Source organism: Intrasporangium sp. Soil_C_50, assembly GCF_057656595.1.
Genome location: NZ_JBDGKB010000009.1, coordinates 106,730 through 125,079, shown reverse-complemented (window position 1 = coordinate 125,079; position 18,350 = coordinate 106,730). Strand labels below are relative to the sequence as shown.

Below are 18,350 nucleotides of genomic sequence, written 5' to 3'. Positions count from 1 at the left end.
CCACACAGCCGCGTGGTGACGCTCCGTCGAGCAGACCTGGGACCCGGCGACCTACTGGTCGACGCGGGTGGAAGCGAGCTTCTCTTGCACGTCGTCCGCGCTCCGGCCCGGGGGCACGATGCGTGGACGACTGGTCAGTGCTCAAGGGTAGCAGCCGGAGCGCCGGGGACCGAATCGACGCCGGGGGCCAGGGCTGCAGGCTGCGCCGCGGTGTCGGCGTCGGGGCGGACGCGCCGGCGTCCGCGGGGCGCGAGGGCGCCGGCGAGCGCGACGACGAGGCCGACGGCCGACACGACGAGGAAGCCCCACTGCCACCCACCGCGGTCGATGGCGAACCCGGCGATCGGGGCGCCGAGCGCGGACCCAGCCGTCATGGCCGAGCCGTGCCAGCCCATCATCTCGCCGCGGTGCCTCTCGGGCACGAGCCGGCTCAGCTGCTCGACGGTGGCCGTGACGGTGGGGGCGCAGAGCAGGCCGCACACGGTGACGAGGACGGCGAAGCTCGGGACGCCGACGGCGAGGGCGACGGGAGCGGTGGTGGCCGCGAGCCCGGTGAGGAGCCAGAAGACGGAGACCGACCGGTGCCAGGCGCCGTAGACCAGACCGCCGACGAGCGACCCCAGCCCCCAGAGCGCGAGCACCCAGCCGATCGAGCCGGTGGAGCCGAAGCTGCGCAGCGCCGCGACGACCGACACGTCGGTGCCGGACAGCACGAGGGTCGAGCACGCGGCCGCGAGGAGCACCGCGGCGACCGGGAGCGTCACGAAGCCGTGGATCGCCCGACGCGGCGCCGGCGCGCCTGCGTCGGAGGCCACGGTGTCGGCGGTCTCCGCGTCGTCCGTGGCGTCGGGGCCCCCGGTGGTGGGGGCTGTCCTGAGCGGCGGGTTGACGGCCCACAGGACGCACCCGGCGGCCACGGCCGCCATCTCGCAGACGAACAGCGCCCACCCGGTCTCCCAGGACGTCGCGAGCCAGACGCCGATGGCCGGGCCCGCCATGAACGACAGCTCGGTGGCCGAGGAGTCGAGCGACAGGGCGGTGCGCCGCTGCTCGCTCGGCACCGACCGGATGATGACCTGGCGCAGGATCGAGAACGTCGGTACGACGAAGAGGCCGGCGAGCGCCGCGAGCCCGATGAGGGGCGCGTAGCCGACCCAGGGCGCGATCGACCAGCAGACGACCTGGACGAGCAGCGAGGGACCGACCGTGCGGCGCAGGCCGATCCGGTCCAGGAGCCGGCCGCGCCACGGGCCGGAGATCGCGACGGCGATCGTCGAGGCGGCCGAGACGAGCCCGGCCGCGCCGTAGCTGCGACCGAGGCTTGTGACGACGTGCAGCGTCAGGATGACGCCACCGGCCCACATCGGCACGCGGATGAGGAAGCCGAGCAGCAGCGCGCGTCGGGTGTCGCGGTTTGCGAGCACCGGCCCGTACTTCCGGAGGTCCATGGACCAAGCCAACCACCCGCCACCGACACGTCGCACCCGTGTTTCGCACCCGCGTTCCACGGGTGCCGGCAGGGGCGTGACGCATTCCCTTGTGGGCGCCGGGCTGGAGGAGAAAGGTGGGGTCATGGCAAAGACGCCCGGCAGATCAGACCTTCCTGCGGCCCCCAGCCCCGCCTCGCCGCAGGACATCCGCAACGTCGTGCTCGTCGGCCCAGGCGGCGCCGGCAAGACGGCCCTCTTCGAGGCCCTGCTCGCGGCGCGCGTGCCCGGCCAGCGCACCGGCGGACCCGGCGCCACCGACCACGTCCGCACGACGACCCTGACCACGGCCTCCTTCGACAGCGGGGGCGTCGCCCTCAACCTGCTCGACACCCCCGGCTATCCCGACTTCGTCGGTGAGCTGCGCGCCGGGCTGCGGGCGGCCGACGCGGCGGTGTTCGTCGTGTCGGGCGCCGATGACATCGACCGGCCGGTCTCGCTGCTCTGGCGCGAGTGCGCGGCCGTCGGCATGCCGCGGGCCGTCGTGGTGACCCACCTCGACCAGCCCCGGGCCGACTTCGGCGCGACCGTCGAGATGTGCCGTCGCACCTTCGGCGACGCCCGGGCCACGCACTGGCCGGTCCTCGAGGGCGGCGCGGTGACCGGCGTCGTCGGCCTGCTCACCGGCGACACGTCGGCAGAGCACGAGGACGCCCGCAGCGCCCTCATCGAGTCGGTCATCGAGGAGTCGGAGGACGCGACGTTGCTCGACCGCTACCTCGAGGGCGAGACCCTCGACACCACGTCGCTGCTCGCCGACCTGCGCACCGCCATCGAGCTGGGCTCGTTCTTCCCGATCCTGCCGGTCTCGCCGCTGACGGGCGCAGGCGTCGAGGAGCTGCTCGGCATCATCGAGCGCGCGTTCCCCGACCCCACCGTGCACCCGCTGCCGATGGTGACCTCGCCGGCCGGCGGCCAGGTGTCCGGCGTCGCCTGCGACCCCGACGCGCCGCTCGTGGCCGAGGTCGTGCGCACGACGACCGACCCGTACGTCGGGCGGCTCTCCCTCGTGCGGATCTTCTCCGGGACCCTCCGCGTCGACGACACCGTCCACGTGTCGGGCCACCTGGGCGACTTCGTCGGGCACGAGGTGGCCGGCCACCCGGCGCACGACGACGACGAGCGCGTCGGTCCGCTCGCGTCCCCCTTCGGGGAGGCCCACCGACCTCGTGGCAACGCCATCGCCGGCGATCTCGTCCTCGTCTCGAAGCTGACCCGGGCCGAGACCTCCGACACGCTCTCCTCCCCCGACCGCCCCGCGGTCGTCGCCCCGTGGCTGCTGCCCGAGCCGCAGCTGCCCGTCGCGATCCGCGCCGCGACGAAGTCCGACGAGGACAAGCTCGCCGGCGCGCTGCAGCGCATCGTCGCCGAGGACGTCACGGTGCGCCTCGACCACTCCGTCGAGACCGACCAGGTCGTCCTCTGGACGATGGGCCAGGCCCACGTCGACGACCTCATCGGCCAGCTGGCCGACCGCTACGGCGTCACCGTCGAGGCCGAGCCCTACCGCACCGCCCTCCGTGAGACGTTCGTGCGCACCTGCTCGGTGCAGGGACGCCACGTCAAGCAGTCCGGCGGCCACGGGCAGTACGCGGTGTGCTCGATCCGCATCGAGCCGCTCCCGCGGGGTTCGGGCTTCGAGTTCGTCGACAAGGTGGTCGGCGGCGCGGTGCCGCGGCAGTTCATCCCGTCGGTCGAGAAGGGGGCCCGCCACCAGCTCGAGAAGGGGCTGCTCACCGGGCACCCGGTCGTCGACGTCCGGGTGACGCTCGTCGACGGCAAGGCGCACTCGGTCGACTCGTCCGACGTCGCCTTCCAGACCGCGGCGGCGCTGGCGCTCAAGGAGGCTGCGAACGAGTCGACGATGGCACTGCTCGAGCCGATCGACCGCGTCGACATCACCATCGCCGACGAGTACCTCGGCGCCGTCATGTCCGACCTGCGGGGCCGGCGCGGCCAGGTGCTCGGCACCGAGCCGGCCGACGCCGTGGGCGAAGACGGCGGATGGACCGTGGTGCACGCAGAGGTGCCGGCGTCCGAGCTGTCCCGCTACCCCATCGACCTGCGCTCGGTCTCGCACGGCACCGGCTCGTTCACGCGCGAGCCGGTGCGGCACGACCTGCTGCCGGCGGACAAGGCCAAGGAGCTGTTCAAGGGCTGAGGCCGCAAGCACGACAGCGGTCAGGAATCGAGAAGCGCCCCAGTCCTGCTCGCGTCTACGGTGGGACCGCCCCGGGCCACCTGCGCTCGGGATCGGCCGCGCCGACGACCGCGGGCGCACACCACGAGCATCGACGAACACGGGGAGACACGATGGGCAACGGCACGACGACGACCGACGCGCGCCCGACCGGGGCACCGGCGACGGGGGCACCGGCGTCGGGCGGGCACGCCGCCGACCGGCACGACCTCATCCGCGTCCAGGGGGCGCGCGAGAACAACCTCAAGAACGTCAGCGTCGAGATCCCGAAGCGTCGCCTCACGGTGTTCACGGGCGTGTCCGGCTCGGGCAAGAGCTCGCTCGTCTTCAGCACCATCGCCGCCGAGTCGCAGCGGATGATCAACGAGACCTACAGCACCTTCGTGCAGGGCTTCATGCCGTCGCTCGCCCGACCCGAGGTCGACGTCATCGAGGGCATCACGACGGCGATCCTCGTCGACCAGGAGCGGATGGGCGCCAACGTCCGGTCGACCGTCGGCACCGCCACCGACGCCAACGCGATGCTGCGAGTGCTCTTCAGCCGCATCGGCGAGCCGTTGGTCGGGCCGCCGACGGCCTTCGCCTTCAACGTCCCGACGCGCAAGGCGAGCGGCATCATGACCTCAGACACCGGCGAGAAGCGCATCGCCCGCAACGTCGTGTACCTCGGCGGCATGTGCCCGCAGTGCGAGGGCCGCGGCAGCGTCTCCGACCTCGACCTCACCGCGATCGTCGACGAGAGCAGGTCGCTCGTCGAGGGCGCGATCCTCGTGCCGGGCTACACGTCCGACGGCTGGATGGTGGCGGCGTACAAGGTGGCCGTGCCGCCGGACGTGCCGATCAAGGACTTCACGCCGGAGCAGCGCGAGGACTTCCTCTACGCCGAGCCGCGCAAGGTCAAGGTCGAGAACATCAACATCACCTACGAGGGCCTCATCCCCAAGATCCGCAAGTCGATGTTCAGCAAGGACGTCGACTCGCTCCAGCCGCACATCAAGGCCTTCGTCGAGCGGGCCGCCGTCTTCGCCCCGTGCTCCGCCTGTGACGGCACCCGACTCAACGAGGCGGCACGCTCGTCGAAGATCAACGGCCAGGGCATCGCCGACGTGTGCTCGATGCAGATCACCGACGCCGCCGAGTGGGTGCGCGGGGTCAAGGACAGCTCCGTCGCACCGCTCATCGGCAACCTGCTGCACCTCTTCGACTCGTTCGTCGAGATCGGGCTGGGCTACCTGTCGCTCGACCGACCCGCGGGCACGCTCTCGGGCGGAGAAGCCCAGCGCACCAAGATGATCCGGCACCTCGGCTCGGCGTTGACCGACGTCACGTACGTCTTCGACGAGCCGACGATCGGCCTGCACCCGCACGACATCCAGCGGATGAACAACCTCCTGCTCGAGCTGCGCGACAAGGGCAACACCGTGCTCGTCGTCGAGCACAAGCCCGAGACGATCGTCATCGGTGACCACGTCGTCGACCTCGGCCCGGGCGCCGGCACCGCCGGCGGCACCATCTGCTTCGAGGGCGACGTCGCGGGGCTCGAGGCCTCCGACACGCTCACCGGGCGGCACCTGCACTACCGGGCCAAGCTCAAGGACGACCTGCGAAAGGCCAAGGGCGCCATCGAGATCCGTGGGGCGTCCACCCACAACCTCAAAGACGTCGACGTCGACGTCCCCCTCGGCGTGCTCTGCGTCGTCACCGGCGTGGCCGGGTCGGGCAAGAGCTCGCTCATCCACGGGTCGATGGCGGGCCGCGAGGACGTCGTCGTCATCGACCAGGGCGCCATCAAGGGCTCGAGGCGGAGCAACCCGGCCACGTACACCGGCCTGCTCGAGCCGATCCGCAAGGCCTTCGCCAAGGCCAACGGCGTCAAGCCCGCTCTCTTCAGCGCGAACTCGGAGGGCGCCTGCGAGAGCTGCAACGGCAACGGGATGATCTACACCGAGCTGAGCTTCATGGAGACCGTCGCGACGCTGTGCGAGGAGTGCGGTGGCAAGCGGTTCCAGGCGTCGGTGCTCGAGCTGACCTTCGGCGGGCTCAACATCGCCGAGGTGCTCGACCTGCCGGTCGCCGAGGCGCACGCGTTCTTCGCCGCCGGCGAGGCGAAGACCCCTGCGGCGGCGTCGATCCTGCAGCGGATGGAGGACGTCGGCCTCGGCTACCTCAAGCTCGGCCAGCCGCTCAACACGCTCTCCGGCGGCGAGCGCCAGCGGCTCAAGCTCGCGATGCGGATGGGCGAGAAGGGCGGGGTCTACGTCCTCGACGAGCCGACGACCGGCCTGCACCTCGCCGACGTCGACAACCTGCTGCGGCTGCTCGACCGGCTCGTCGACGCCGGCAAGTCGGTCGTCGTCATCGAGCACCACCAAGCCGTCATGGCGCACGCCGACTGGATCATCGACCTCGGTCCCGGTGCGGGGCACGACGGCGGCGCCGTCGTCTTCGAGGGCACGCCCGCCGAGCTCGTCGCGTCACGCATGACGCTCACCGGACAGCACCTCGCCGACTACGTCGGCGCCTGAGCACCACGCCGGCCGACACCGGACGCACGAACGGCCGGCCGGGCAGGTGCCCGGTCGGCCGTTCGTGGTGCCGCGTGACGACGCGCGTGCGTCGTCAGCTGGCCTGGGCGTGCTCGGGCTGCTCAGCGTGCTCGAGGACGCCACGGCCGGACGCCTGGGCGCGTCGCGCGTCGAGGTCGACCGGGGCGCTGTGGCGGTCGCGGGAGGGCACCGTGGGCCGGCGGGCGGCAGGGTCGGCCTGGGCGAGGTAGAGCAGGTCTGCCGAGATGCGGTCGAGGTCGCGGTCGGCGGCCGGCCGGAGCAGCCCGGCGAGGTGGCCGCGGCGCTGGGTGGAGGCCAGCGAGCGCAGGGCGGAGAGGGAGGTGCGGGAGAGAAGGCGTGTCGTCATGACTCCATGATCGAACTCTTAACTATTCAGCACAAGCGATGTTTGCTTCACAAACCTTAAGTCGCGCTGTAATATCAGGGGGTGCTCGACACCCACCGCATCCGCGTCTTCCGGTCGGTCATGGCCAGCGGCTCGATCCAGGCCGCCGCCGACAACCTCGGGTTCACGCCCTCGGCCATCAGCCAGCAGATCTCGGCCCTCCAGAAGGAGACCGGGTTGACGCTCTTCGCGCGCGAGGGCCGGGGCCTGACCCCCACCGCCGCAGCCCGCGCGCTCGTCGCCAACACCAACGAGCTGATGGGCCAGCTGACCCGCCTCGACGGCGTCGTCGCCGACCTGCGCGAGGGACGCTCGGACCGCCTCACCATCGGCTACTTCGCCTCGGCCGGCGCCGAGTGGATGCCGATCCTCGCGCGCCGCCTCACGACCGAGCTGCCCGACCTCACCCTCGAGCTCGTCCTCACCGAGGCCCCCGACCATGCCGGCCCGACGCCGGACCTCGACATCGTCGTCGACGTCGCCGGCGCCACGGACCCGCAGGGGTCGCGGCGGGTGCAGCTCACCGTCGACCCGTACGTCGCCGTGCTGCCCGCCGACCACACCCTCGCAGGCGAGGAGGAGGTCGGGCTCGCCCAGCTCGCGAGCGACACGTGGATCCGCAACGACCTGCCGAACACGGCCTGCTCGCGGATCCTGTCCAGCGCGTGCGAGGCCGCCGGCTTCCGGCCGCGGTTCGCCGTCCAGGCGCAGGACCACTACACGGCGATCGCGTTCGTCAAGGCGGGCGTCGGCATCACGGTCGTGCCGCAGCTGGCCGCGCACATCGTGCCGAAGGACGTCGCCGTCCTCCCGCTGGCCGCGCCCCGGCCGGTGCGACGCATCGCCGCCGTCGTGCGCGACCCCGCGGGCAACGCGGCCGCCGGGCGCGCGGTCGAGCTGCTCCAGGAGCTCATCGGCTGACGGGACGCGCGAGGCCCGACGCGTCGTGCGCCGCGTCGGGCCCTCGCCGACCGCTCGGCTCGTCAGAGGCGGACGAGCATCTTGCCGGTGTTCTCGCCGCGCAGGACGCCGAGGAACGCGTCGACGGCGTGGTCGATGCCCTCCGCGAAGGTCTCGCGGGTCGTCAAAGTGCCGTCGGCGAGCCAGCCGGCCGCCTTCTGGGCGTACTCACCGGCGAGGTCCCAGTGGTCGCCCACCAGGAAGCCGGTGATGGTGCCGCGCGTCTGGATGAGGCGGGCGAGGTTGCGCGGGCCCGGGGCCGGCTCGGTGTTGTTGTAGACCGAGATGGCGCCACAGATCGCGATGCGCCCGCCGAGGCGCAGCGAGCCGACGGCGGCCTCGAGGTGGGCTCCGCCGACGTTGTCGAAGTAGACGTCGATGCCCTCCGGGGCGGCCTCGCGCAGCAGGTCCGAGACGCGTCCGTCCTTGTAGTTGAAGGCGGCGTCGAAGCCCAGGTCGTCGATGAGGTGGCGCACCTTCTCCTCGGAGCCGGCGCTGCCGATGACGCGGCTCGCGCCGAGCGCCTTGGCGACCTGGCCGGCGACGCTGCCGACGGCGCCGGCGGCGCCGGAGACGAAGACGACGTCGCCCTCCTTGAGGTCCGCGACGCGCGTCAGTCCGGCGTAGGCCGTGAGGCCGGTCATGCCGAGGACGCCGAGGTAGGCCGACGCCGGGGCGATCGTCGTGTCGACGACGCGGACGGCCGACGCGTCGAGGACGGCCGCCTCGCGCCAGCCGAGGCCGTGCAGCACGTGGTCGCCGACAGCGACTCCCTCGGCCCGTGACGCCTCGACGACGCCGACCGCTCCCCCGTGCATCGCCTCGCCGAGCGCGTACGGCTCGGCGTAGGACTTGGCGTCGCTCATCCGGCCACGCATGTACGGGTCGACCGACATGACGACGTTGCGCACGCGCACCTGGCCCTCGCCGACCTCGGGCAGCTCGCTGGCGACGACCTCGAAGTTCTCGGGCGTCGGCCAGCCGACGGGTCGGGACACGAGGCGCACCTCGCGCGGTGCGGGCGCGCCGGTGGAAGGCGTGGTGGGGGTGGCGGTGCTGTCGGTCATCGGGTCTCCTTGTCGTGCAGTGGTTCTCGTGGAGGGGTGTCGGCCTGGAGGGTGGTGCATTCAGCTGATGCGCAGCTCGACGGGGATGTTGCCGCGGGTCGCGTTGCTGTACGGGCACACCTCGTGGGCGCGCTCGACCAGCTCGCGGCCGAGGTCGGCGTCGAGACCGTCAGGCAGCTCGACGTCGAGGACGACGCCGAGCGAGAAGCCCTGCCCCGGCGTGCCGGACAGGCTGACGTCGGCCGTGACCGCGGCGTCGAAGCCCTCGACCCGGCGCTGGCGGGCGACGAGGCCGAGCGCGCTCGCGAAGCACGCGGCGTAGCCGGCGGCGAACAGCTGCTCGGGGTTGGTGCCCTCCCCGCTGCCGCCGAGCTCGCGCGGCGCGGCGAGCGTGACGTCGAGGCGGCCGTCGGAGGTGACGGCGCGGCCCTCGCGGCCGGACGCGGTGGCCGAGGCGAGGTAGCGGGCCTGCTGGGTGGGCGCGGCGGTGGTGGTCATGGAAGTCCTTCGGTCGATTTCCGGTTGTCAGCAATTGTATTGTGCGCAATTAAATAGTAGACTGGATCCATGGCCCGCACCACTTCGCCCCCCGACGACCTCCGTCTCGAGCAGCAGATCTGCTACGCCATGCACACCACGGTGCGCGCCTTCGACGCCGTCTACCGGGCGCTGCTCGCCGAGCACGGCCTGTCCTACCCGCAGTACATCGCCCTCATGGCCCTCGGCGAGCACGGACCGGTCACGGTCGGCGAGCTCGGGCGCCTCATGCGCCTCGACTCCGGCACCCTGTCCCCCCTGCTCAAGCGGATGCAGGCCGCCGGCCTCGTCGTGCGCGAGCGCGACCCCGAGGACGAGCGACGCGTCGTTGTCGGCCCCACCGCGGCGGGCCGCGAGCGCCTCGACGCCCTCACCGGGCTGCCGACGACCATCGCCGAGCGCAGCGGCCTGAGCCACGCCGAGATGCTCGAGCTGCACCGGGTGCTGCGCACCGTCTCCGAGCGGCTCGACGCCGTGGCGGCCGAGGCCTCGGGCGCCACCCCCGTCAGGGGATGAGGACCGAGACGGCGTGGATGAGCACGCCGATGAGGCCGCCGACGAGCGTGCCGTTGATCCGGATGAACTGGAGGTCGCGGCCCACCTGGAGCTCGACGCGCTCGGCGGTCTCCTTGCCGTCCCAGCGGTCGATGGTCGCACTGATGACCTGGGTGACCTCGGTGCCGTACCGCTCGACCGCGTAGACGGTCGCGTCGCAGATCCGGGCATCGATGCGGTCGCGGACCGTCTTGTCGGCCAGCAGTCGCTCGGCCAGCCCGGTGACCTCCTTGACGGCCCGGGTGCGCACCGGCCCGTCCTCGTCCTCGAGCGCCGCGACGACGACGGACCGCAGCGAGGACCACAGCGCCATCGCGGTGTCGGGCACCTGGGGGTGGGACAGGAGGCGCTCCTTGAGGCGCTCGGCCTTGGCCTGCGTGACGAGATCGTGCTGGAGGTCGTCGGCGAGGTCGACGAGCAGCTTGTCGAGCGCCTGGCGCACGTCGTGCCGTGGGTCGTTGCGGATGTCCGCGAGCCACTTGAGCGCCTCGGTGTGGACCTTCCGGGCCACGAGGTCGTTGATCGCGTCGGGCACCCACGCGGGGGCCCGCTGGGTGATCAGCGACTCGAAGAGGTCCTCGTTGTCGACGAGCCACACCCGCAGCTCGTCGAGGGCGAGGTCGACGAGGGCCACGTGGGCCTCGTCGCGGACGACCTGGTCGAGCAGGCCTCCGGCGAGCGAGCTGACCGGTTCCTGCTTGAGCCGGGGCAGGACGGCCTGCTCGATGACCGCGCGGACGTCGGCGTCGGGGATCCGGTGCAGGGCGTGCACCGTGACCGTCGCGACCTCGTCGACGAGCCGCTTGGCGTGGCCCGGGCCGAGGACCCACTCGGCGGCCCGACGCGTCGGCTCGGCGTCGAGCACGCGCTCACGGATGATGTCCTCGCGCATGAAGTTCTCGCTGACGAACTCCTCGAGGCTCTTGCCGATCATCTCCTTCTTGCGCGGGATGAGCGCCGTGTGCGGTATCGGCAGACCGAGCGGGTGGCGGAAGAGCGCCGTGACGGCGAACCAGTCGGCGCACGCACCGACCATCGAGGCCTCGGCACCGGCGTTGACGAAGCCGAGCAGGCCGTCGCCGTGGCCGCGCGTCAACAGGTAGACGACCGCCGCGAAGACGAGCAGGCCGGTGGCCACCAGCCGCATCTGCCGCAGGTCGCGGCGCCGCTGGGCATCGAGGGCGGGGTCGGCGATGAACCCCAGAGGTCCGCTCGGGCTCTTCACTCGTCCGGGCACGGCGCTCCTTCCCTGCTGACGCTGCCTGTCGCTGCTCTACCCCTCCGAACGCGCGAGCACCCGTCGACGCTCCCGGGACCGGGGGCCGACGCGTCGCTCAGCCCGCGGGCTCGAGCGCGAACGTCAGGGCATCGATCCTCGCACGCGTCTCGCCGTCGGTGGCGATGCGCTCGCCGATGCGCGTCGCGATGGCCCCGACCTCCTCGGCGCCCAGGCCTTCGCGCAGGGCGAGGACGACGCGCAGGACGCCCGCCCCGGCAGGCTCCCCCGCCTCGAGGCGGTGGTCGGCGACGTCCTCCTCGGAGGCGACGGCGGCCGCCACGGCGGTGGCGACGTGCGCGTCGGCGTGGCTCGGAACCCATGGACGCTGCTGGGCCAGCGCCCACAGCATGCTCGGGCGCAGCACCGTGGCGTGCGGCGAGGCCACGTCGACGACGAGCACCTGGCACTCCTCGGTGATGGCCGCCCGCGCGGCCGAGGATGCCGGTACGGGTACCGGGCGCGCCGTGGGGTCCCACTCAGCGAGGCTGGCGAGCGAGGTGAACATCGGCAGGGCGCGCGAGCCGTCCGGGGCCGTCAGGGTCACCGCGGCCATGTCGCTGCGGGTGTCGGCCGCGTGCTCGCCCGACCTGTCGACCTCCGTGGCGACGGCGACGACGGGCACGAGCCAGCGGGCCGCCGCGACCGCGGCGACGAGCGCCTCCTCGGTCTCGGGCGTCGGGTCGGAGTGCAGGGCCTCGACGGCAGCGAGCAGGGCGGCGTCCGCCTCCCCGGTGTCGCCGGAGAAGCCGTGGCTCGGGATCGACTTGCCCTCCCACGCCTGACCGGCCGAGTCGGCGGGGCGGCCCTCGGCGTCGTGGAAGGCTCCGGGTGCCTCACTCACGGGTGGACCTCCGGCCGGCCCGCGACCTCGAGCGCCTCCGGCAGCGTGAACGCGCCCCGGTAGAGGGCCGAGCCGACGATGGCGCCCTCGACGCCGGCCCCGACGAGGCCACGGATCGCCGCGATGTCCTCGAGCGTCGACACGCCGCCGCTGGCGACGACAGGGCGCTCGGTGCGGGCGCACACCTCGCGGAGCAGGTCGGTGTTCGGCCCCTGGAGCATGCCGTCCTTCTGCACGTCGGTGACGACGTACCGGGCACAGCCCTCGCGGTCGAGCCGGTCGAGCACCTCCCAGAGGTCGCCGCCGTCGCGCGTCCACCCGCGGGCCGAGAGCGTCGTGCCCCGCACGTCGAGCCCGATGGCGACGCGGTCGCCGTGCTCGGCGATGACCGACGCCGTCCACTCCGGGTTCTCCAGCGCCGCTGTGCCGATGTTGACGCGGCGGCAGCCGGTGGCGAGGGCGGCCTCGAGCGTGGCGGTGTCACGGATGCCGCCGGAGAGCTCGACCCGCAGGTCGAGGCGCCCGACGATCGAGGCGATGAGGTCGTGGTTGCTGCCGCGACCGAACGCGGCGTCGAGGTCGACGAGGTGGATCCACTCGGCGCCCTGGTCCTCCCAGGCCTTCGCCGCCTCCCACGGGTCACCGAACTCGCCACCGCTGCCGGCGACGCCCTGGACGAGCTGGACGGCCCGGCCGCCCGCGATGTCGACGGCGGGCAACAGCTCGAGGCGTGCCTGGGAGCTGGGGTCCGAGGGGGCGGTCACTGCGGGTCTCCTTGAGGGGTGGGCGGGTTCGCGGCCTGCTGGTCGGGCGGGGTCGATGCGGTCGGCGGGGCGGCGGGGTCCGCTGCCGCGGCGGTGATCTCGGCGCGGTGGCGCCACACGACGTAGCCGAGGCCGACGACGACCACGACCACGAGCAGGCCGAGGCGGGCGGGCCACGACAGGTCGAGCAGGGTCGTCACGGCGAGCGTGCCGAGGGCGGCCCCGACGGTCGTCGGCAGGCCCGGCCGGGTGCGCCGCCGTCCCGTGCCCGTGCGGGTCGTGCGGGTGGTGCGCCGTCGCGAGCTCGCGGTCGTCCGCTTCTGCGTCTTCCTCGTCGCCATGGTGGTCCTCCTCGTCCGCCCGGCCCGGGTCACAGGCTCCTGACCCAGTTCTCCAGCAGGTGGGCTCCGGCGTCGCCGGACTTCTCGGGGTGGAACTGGGTGGCGCACAGTGGCCCGTTCTCGACCGCGGCCACGAACCGGGCGCCGTGCTCGGCCCACGTGACGTGCGGCGCGACCCGCTCGAAGGCGCCGGTGGCCTCGAGGGTCCAGCGCTGCACGGCGTAGGAGTGCACGAAGTAGAAGCGCTCGTGCTCGACGCCGGCGAACAGGCGGGTGCCCTCGGCGGCTTCGACCGGCGACCAGCCCATGTGCGGCACGACGTCGGCTGGAAGCCGCTCGACGGTGCCGGGCCACTCCCCCAGCCCCTCGACCGGCGCGTCGGACGGCTCGACCGAGCCGTCGAAGAGCACCTGCATCCCGACGCAGACGCCGAGCACCGGACGGCCGCCGCTGATGCGCCGGCCGATGACGCGCGGGCCGTGCGCGGCGGCCAGGCCCTTCATGCAGGCGTGGAAGTTGCCGACGCCGGGCACGAAGAGGCCGTCGGCCTCGAGCGCGGCGACGGGGTCGGCGGTGAGGGTGACCGTGGCTCCGACGCGTTCGAGGGCGCGCACGGCCGAGCGGACGTTGCCGCTGCCGTAGTCGAGGACGACGACGCCGCGGCCGGCAGGGGTCACAGGGCTCCCTTGGCGCTCGGGATGCCGACGACGCGCGGGTCGCGGGCCACGGCGGCGCGAAGGGCCCGCGCAACCGCCTTGAACTGCGCCTCGACGATGTGGTGCGGGTCGCGGCCTGCGAGCACGCGCACGTGGAGGCACAGACCGGCGTTGAAGGCGAAGGACTCCAGGACGTGACGCGTCATCGAGCCGGTGAAGTGGCCACCGATGAGGGCGTACTGCTGGCCCTCCGGCTCGCCCTCGTGGACGACGTAGGGCCGCCCGGCGACGTCGACGACGGCGTGCGCGAGCGCCTCGTCGAGTGGCACCGTGGCGTCGCCGAAGCGGGAGATGCCGGCCTTGTCGCCGAGCGCCTCGCGGAGCGCCTGGCCCAGGACGATCGCGGTGTCCTCCACGGTGTGGTGCACGTCGACGTCGACGTCTCCGGTCGCCTTGACCGTGAGGTCGATGAGCGAGTGCTTGGCGAGCGAGGCGAGCATGTGGTCGTAGAACGGGACGCCGGTCGACACGTCGGCGACACCGGTGCCGTCGAGGTCGAGGGTGAGCTCGACGGAGGACTCGGACGTCGAGCGGCTGATCGTCGCGGTGCGGTTCATGCGGGCTGCTCCTGGGTCGGCGTGCTACTCGTGCTGCTCGTGCTGGTCAGGTGGGTGGGTGCGAGGCGCGCGAAGGCGTCGAGGAACGCCGTGGTCTCGTCGGGGTCGCCGGCCGTGACCCGCAGGTGGTGGGCGATCCCGACGTCGCGGACGAGAACGCCCGCATCGAGCAGCGCCTGCCACGTGGCCTTCTCGTCGGTCAGGCCCCCGAAGAGGACGAAGTTGCTGTCGCTTGCCACCGGTGTCGCCCCGAGCTCGGCGAGGCGCTCGACGATGCGGTCGCGCTGGTGCTTGATGACCTCGACGGTGCCGAGCATGACGTCGGCGTGCTCGAGGGCGACGCGCGCGATCGTCTGGGTCGGCGTCGACAGGTGGTAGGGCAGCCGGACCAGGCGCAGCGCGTCGACGACCTCAGGCGCCGCGACGAGGTAGCCGAGGCGCCCTCCCGCGAAGGCGAACGCCTTGCTCATGGTGCGCGTGACGACCAGACGTGGGTGCTCGGCCAGCAGCGACAGCGCGGATCGCGTTCCGGGACGGGCGAACTCGGCATAGGCCTCGTCGACGACGACGATCGCGTCGGGCGCCGCCTCGAGCACCGCACCGATGACCTCGAAGGGCAGCGCGGTGCCCGTGGGGTTGTTCGGCGAGCAGAGGAAGACGACCGACGGGTGGTGTTGCCGGGCCTGCTCGGCGGCCGACTCGGGGGTCAGGTCGAAGGTGCCGGTGCCGCGCAGGCCGTCGACCCACGTGGTGCCGAGGGTCTCGCTGATGATCGGGTGCATCGAGTAGCTCGGCGTGAATCCCAGTGCCACGCGGCCCGGCCCGCCGAACGCCTGCACGACGTGCGAGAGCACCTCGTTGGAGCCGTTGCCCGCCCAGACCTGCTCGGGCGTGACCGTGACCCCGGACTGCTTCTCCAGGTAGGAGGTCAGTGCCTTGCGGAGGTCGGTGAAGTCGCGGTCGGGGTAGCGGTTGAGGTCGCGGACATCGGCCGCGAGCGCTGCGACGATCGCCTCGACGACCTCCTCGGGCACCGGGTAGGAGTTCTCGTTCGTGTTGAGCCGCACGGGCACGTCGAGCTGCGGCGCACCGTAGGCGGTGCGCCCGCGCAGGTCGGGGCGCAGCAGCCGGGTGACCTCGTCGGCCGGGGTGAGGGACGCGTCGGTCACCGCGGCACCTCGTCGCCGAACCGGGCCGTGACGGCTTGGCCGTGCGCCGGCAGGTCCTCGGCCTGGGCGAGCGTGACGACGTGCGCCGCGATGCCGCGCAGGGCGGTCTCGTCGTACTCGACGACGTGGATGCCGCGAAGGAACGACTGGACCGACAGGCCGCTCGAGTGCGTCGCGCAGCCCGCAGTGGGCAGCACGTGGTTGGACCCGGCGGCGTAGTCGCCGAGGCTGACCGGCGCCCACGGACCGACGAACACGGCGCCGGCGTTGCGCACCCGGGCCGCGACGGCCGACGCGTCGCGGGTCTGGATCTCGAGGTGCTCGGCGGCGTAGGCGTTGACGACGTCGAGGCCGGCGTCGAGGTCGTCGACGAGGACGATGCGCGACTGGGTGCCCTCGAGCGCCTCGGTGACGCGCTCGGCGTGCTTCGTCGCCGGCACGCGGCGCGCGAGCGCCGCACGGGTGGCCTCGGCGAGCTGCTCGCTGTCGGTGACGAGCACGGACGCGGCGAGCGGGTCGTGCTCGGCCTGGCTGACGAGGTCGGCGGCGACGTGCTCGGGGTCGGCGGAGTCGTCGGCGAGCACGGCGATCTCGGTGGGGCCGGCCTCGGCGTCGATGCCGATGAGCCCCTTGAGCAGGCGCTTGGCCGCGACGACCCAGATGTTGCCGGGGCCGGTGACCATCGACACGGGGTCGCACGTGACGGTGCCGCCCTCGGGCGTCTCCTCGGAGAAGCCGTAGGCGAACATCGCGACGGCCTGGGCGCCGCCGACGGCGTACACCTCGTCGACGCCGAGCAGGGCGCACGTCGCGAGGATCGTCGGGTTCGGGTAGCCGGCGAACTCGCCGGTGTTCTCGCGCTGGGGCGGCGAGGCGACGGCGAGCGAGCCGACGCCGGCGAGCTGGGCCGGCACGACGTTCATGACGACGCTGCTCGGGTAGACCGCGAGGCCGCCCGGCACGTACAGGCCGACGCGGTCGACCGGTACCCAGCGCTCGGTGACGGTGCCGCCGGGCACGACGGTGGTCGTCGTGTCGGTCCGCTGCTGGTCGGCGTGCACGATCCGGGCGCGACGAATGGCCTCCTCGAGGGCCGCGCGCAGATCGGGCTCGAGGCTCTCGAGCGCCGACTGCACCACGGCGGCCGGCACCCGCAGGTGCGTCGGACGGACCCCGTCGAAACGTTCCCCCAGGTCGCGCAGGGCCGCGGCGCCCCGATGCTCGACGTCCTCGCAGATCGGCCGCACCTGCTCGAGGGCGGCCGTGACGTCGAACTCGGCTCGGGGAAGGGCGCCGCGCAGGAAGCGCACGTCGAGCGTGCGTCCGCGCAGGTCGAGGGTGGACATCATGGGTCACCAGTCTAGGAGGCGCGTTCGCGTGCCCCTGCAGCGTCTCAGCGTGCGGGTCGGTGCTGCCGCCACCCTCCGGCCGGGCTGTCCAATCCTGAACCGCCGCTGACCAACGTCAGACCCGCGCCAGACCCCGGACCCACCGGGGCTCCGCCACGCTCGGAGCGGTCCCGGCCGGGCGCCCACGACCTCCTGGTCAGCTCTTCCTCCGAGTCGTCCACGCGAGCGTCCGGCCGGGGTCGCGACCCACCTCCTCGCACCCTGTTCGCACGTCTTCCACGCCCTCCCACACCCCAGGAGAACCCGTGCCCGTCGTCATCAGCAGGCGCCGGATCGGCGCCGCCCTGCTCGGCCTCGCCGTCGGCGTCGTCCCGCCCTCCATCGCGCTCACCGCAGCCTCGAGCGCGTCCGGCGCTCCCGCGTCAGGGACGCCGCGCGTCGTCACGGCGCCCGCGCCGGCTGGTCTCGCGGCCGCGGCCCCGCTCACCGTCTCGCAGGCCGTCTCGACGCAGGACGGACGCTCGGCGACCGTCCGCGGCTACGTCGTCGGCCAGCCGACCGCGACGAGCACCGTCGTGCGGTCCGGCTTCCCCAACGACTACGCCCTCGCCATCGCCGACACGGCCTCGGAGACCGGCACGAGCCGGATGCTCTACGTGCAGATCCCCTCGGCGTTCCGCGCGCAGTGGGGCCTGCGGAGCAACCCCTCGCTCATGGGGCGGCAGATCGACGTCACCGGCACCCTGACGGCGTACTTCTCGCACCCGGGCATGACGGGCACGACGGCCTTCGCCTTCAGCGGCTCGAGCACGACGACGCCACCGCCGACGACGAGCACGACCACCTCACCCAGCCCCACCGGCACCACGGGCCCGTACGACTCGACGTACTACGCGTCGGCGATCGGCAAGTCCGGCTCGGCGCTGCACACCGAGCTGCACCGGATCATCTCGAGCGGCGTCACGACCCTGACCTACGACCAGGTCTGGACGGCCCTCAAGGACACCGACCAGGACCCGAACAACGCCAACAACGTCATCGAGGTCTACTCGGGGCGCTCGATCGCCAAGTCCGACAACGGTGGTGGCGTGGACCAGTGGAACCGCGAGCACGTGTGGGCCAAGAGCCACGGCGACTTCGGCACCGTCAACGGCCCCGGAACCGACGTGCACCACCTGCGTCCCGAGGACGTCACGGTCAACAGCACCCGCGGCAACCTCGACTTCGACAACGGCGGCTCGCCGGTGGCCCAGTGCACCGGCTGCCTCAGCGACGGCGACTCGTTCCAGCCGCGTGACGCCGTCAAGGGCGACGTCGCCCGGATGATCCTCTACATGGCGGTCCGCTGGGACGGCGGCGACGGCTTCGCCGACCTCGAGCCGAACGACCTGGTCGGCAACGGCACCGCCCCGGCCATCGGACGCCTCTCGGTCCTCAAGCAGTGGAACCTGCAGGACCCGCCCGACACGTTCGAGAAGCGCCGCAACCAGGTCATCTTCGACACGTGGCAGCACAACCGGAACCCGTTCATCGACCACCCCGAGTGGGTCACCGCGATCTGGGGCGCCTGACCACT

17 protein-coding genes are annotated in these 18,350 nt (G+C 72.8%); 5 read left to right on the top strand and 12 right to left on the bottom strand.

Annotated features, from left to right (window positions below; translation table 11 throughout):
- Positions 1-134 precede the first annotated feature (134 nt).
- Complete coding sequence (locus tag AC3A5R_RS17075; RefSeq protein ID WP_487621957.1) at positions 135-1,448, bottom strand: MFS transporter; 1,314 nt, start codon at positions 1,446-1,448, stop codon at positions 135-137.
- A 124-nt stretch (positions 1,449-1,572) separates the two neighbouring features.
- Here AC3A5R_RS17075 and AC3A5R_RS17070 point away from each other — a divergent pair, with 124 nt between their 5' ends.
- The gene (locus AC3A5R_RS17070) at positions 1,573-3,648 is read left to right on the top strand and encodes an elongation factor G-like protein EF-G2 (protein ID WP_487621956.1); all 2,076 of its coding nucleotides are present in this window, start codon (positions 1,573-1,575) and stop codon (positions 3,646-3,648) included.
- 152 nt (positions 3,649-3,800) lie between these two features.
- On the top strand, positions 3,801-6,212 hold the full coding sequence (locus AC3A5R_RS17065; protein ID WP_487621955.1) for an ATP-binding cassette domain-containing protein: 2,412 nt from the start codon (positions 3,801-3,803) through the stop codon (positions 6,210-6,212).
- Positions 6,213-6,306: 94 nt separating this feature from the next.
- Here AC3A5R_RS17065 and AC3A5R_RS17060 read toward each other — a convergent pair whose 3' ends face one another.
- Positions 6,307-6,600 (bottom strand): hypothetical protein, encoded by a 294-nt coding sequence (locus AC3A5R_RS17060; RefSeq protein WP_487621954.1) that lies wholly within the window; start codon positions 6,598-6,600, stop codon positions 6,307-6,309.
- Positions 6,601-6,681: 81 nt separating this feature from the next.
- Between AC3A5R_RS17060 and AC3A5R_RS17055 the strand changes: the two genes are divergently transcribed.
- Positions 6,682-7,560 carry a LysR family transcriptional regulator gene (locus AC3A5R_RS17055; protein ID WP_487621953.1) on the top strand — a complete coding sequence of 293 codons (879 nt, stop codon included), beginning with the start codon at positions 6,682-6,684 and terminating at the stop codon, positions 7,558-7,560.
- 62 nt (positions 7,561-7,622) lie between these two features.
- Here AC3A5R_RS17055 and AC3A5R_RS17050 read toward each other — a convergent pair whose 3' ends face one another.
- Both AC3A5R_RS17050 and AC3A5R_RS17045 read right to left on the bottom strand, forming a co-directional pair.
- A complete protein-coding gene (locus tag AC3A5R_RS17050; RefSeq protein WP_487621952.1) occupies positions 7,623-8,666 on the bottom strand; it encodes an NADP-dependent oxidoreductase in 1,044 nt (347 codons plus the stop codon).
- Between the two features lie 60 nt (positions 8,667-8,726).
- The gene (locus AC3A5R_RS17045) at positions 8,727-9,164 is read right to left on the bottom strand and encodes an organic hydroperoxide resistance protein (protein WP_487621951.1); all 438 of its coding nucleotides are present in this window, start codon (positions 9,162-9,164) and stop codon (positions 8,727-8,729) included.
- Positions 9,165-9,233: 69 nt separating this feature from the next.
- On the opposite strand from AC3A5R_RS17045, the gene AC3A5R_RS17040 reads away from it, so the two are divergent.
- Positions 9,234-9,719, top strand: a complete 486-nt coding sequence (locus tag AC3A5R_RS17040) for a MarR family winged helix-turn-helix transcriptional regulator (protein ID WP_487621950.1) — start codon at positions 9,234-9,236, stop codon at positions 9,717-9,719.
- On the opposite strand, the gene AC3A5R_RS17035 is transcribed toward AC3A5R_RS17040, so the two are convergent.
- From AC3A5R_RS17035 to hisD, 8 genes are all read right to left on the bottom strand, one after another.
- A complete protein-coding gene (locus AC3A5R_RS17035; RefSeq protein ID WP_487621949.1) occupies positions 9,709-10,995 on the bottom strand; it encodes a DUF445 domain-containing protein in 1,287 nt (428 codons plus the stop codon). The two genes, AC3A5R_RS17040 and AC3A5R_RS17035, sit on opposite strands and share 11 nt — an antisense overlap.
- A gap of 97 nt (positions 10,996-11,092) precedes the next feature.
- Positions 11,093-11,878 carry an SseB family protein gene (locus AC3A5R_RS17030; protein WP_487621948.1) on the bottom strand — a complete coding sequence of 262 codons (786 nt, stop codon included), beginning with the start codon at positions 11,876-11,878 and terminating at the stop codon, positions 11,093-11,095.
- A complete protein-coding gene (gene priA / locus AC3A5R_RS17025) occupies positions 11,875-12,642 on the bottom strand; it encodes a bifunctional 1-(5-phosphoribosyl)-5-((5-phosphoribosylamino)methylideneamino)imidazole-4-carboxamide isomerase/phosphoribosylanthranilate isomerase PriA (RefSeq protein ID WP_487621947.1) in 768 nt (255 codons plus the stop codon). Before priA ends, AC3A5R_RS17030 begins: the two co-directional genes overlap by 4 nt.
- Positions 12,639-12,983: a hypothetical protein gene (locus AC3A5R_RS17020; RefSeq protein WP_487621946.1), complete on the bottom strand. Its 345-nt coding sequence runs from the start codon at positions 12,981-12,983 to the stop codon at positions 12,639-12,641. Before AC3A5R_RS17020 ends, priA begins: the two co-directional genes overlap by 4 nt.
- A gap of 29 nt (positions 12,984-13,012) precedes the next feature.
- Positions 13,013-13,660 carry an imidazole glycerol phosphate synthase subunit HisH gene (gene hisH, locus AC3A5R_RS17015; protein WP_487621945.1) on the bottom strand — a complete coding sequence of 216 codons (648 nt, stop codon included), beginning with the start codon at positions 13,658-13,660 and terminating at the stop codon, positions 13,013-13,015.
- Complete coding sequence (hisB, locus tag AC3A5R_RS17010) at positions 13,657-14,256, bottom strand: imidazoleglycerol-phosphate dehydratase HisB (RefSeq protein ID WP_076258817.1); 600 nt, start codon at positions 14,254-14,256, stop codon at positions 13,657-13,659. The genes hisH and hisB overlap by 4 nt, the downstream gene beginning before the upstream one ends.
- Positions 14,253-15,425, bottom strand: a complete 1,173-nt coding sequence (locus tag AC3A5R_RS17005) for a histidinol-phosphate transaminase (RefSeq protein WP_487621944.1) — start codon at positions 15,423-15,425, stop codon at positions 14,253-14,255. Before AC3A5R_RS17005 ends, hisB begins: the two co-directional genes overlap by 4 nt.
- Entirely contained in the window at positions 15,422-16,774 is a 1,353-nt protein-coding gene (gene hisD / locus AC3A5R_RS17000) for a histidinol dehydrogenase (protein WP_487621943.1), read from the bottom strand. Before hisD ends, AC3A5R_RS17005 begins: the two co-directional genes overlap by 4 nt.
- A 305-nt stretch (positions 16,775-17,079) precedes the next feature.
- On the opposite strand from hisD, the gene AC3A5R_RS16995 reads away from it, so the two are divergent.
- A complete protein-coding gene (locus AC3A5R_RS16995; protein ID WP_487621942.1) occupies positions 17,080-18,345 on the top strand; it encodes an endonuclease in 1,266 nt (421 codons plus the stop codon).
- Positions 18,346-18,350 lie beyond the last annotated feature (5 nt).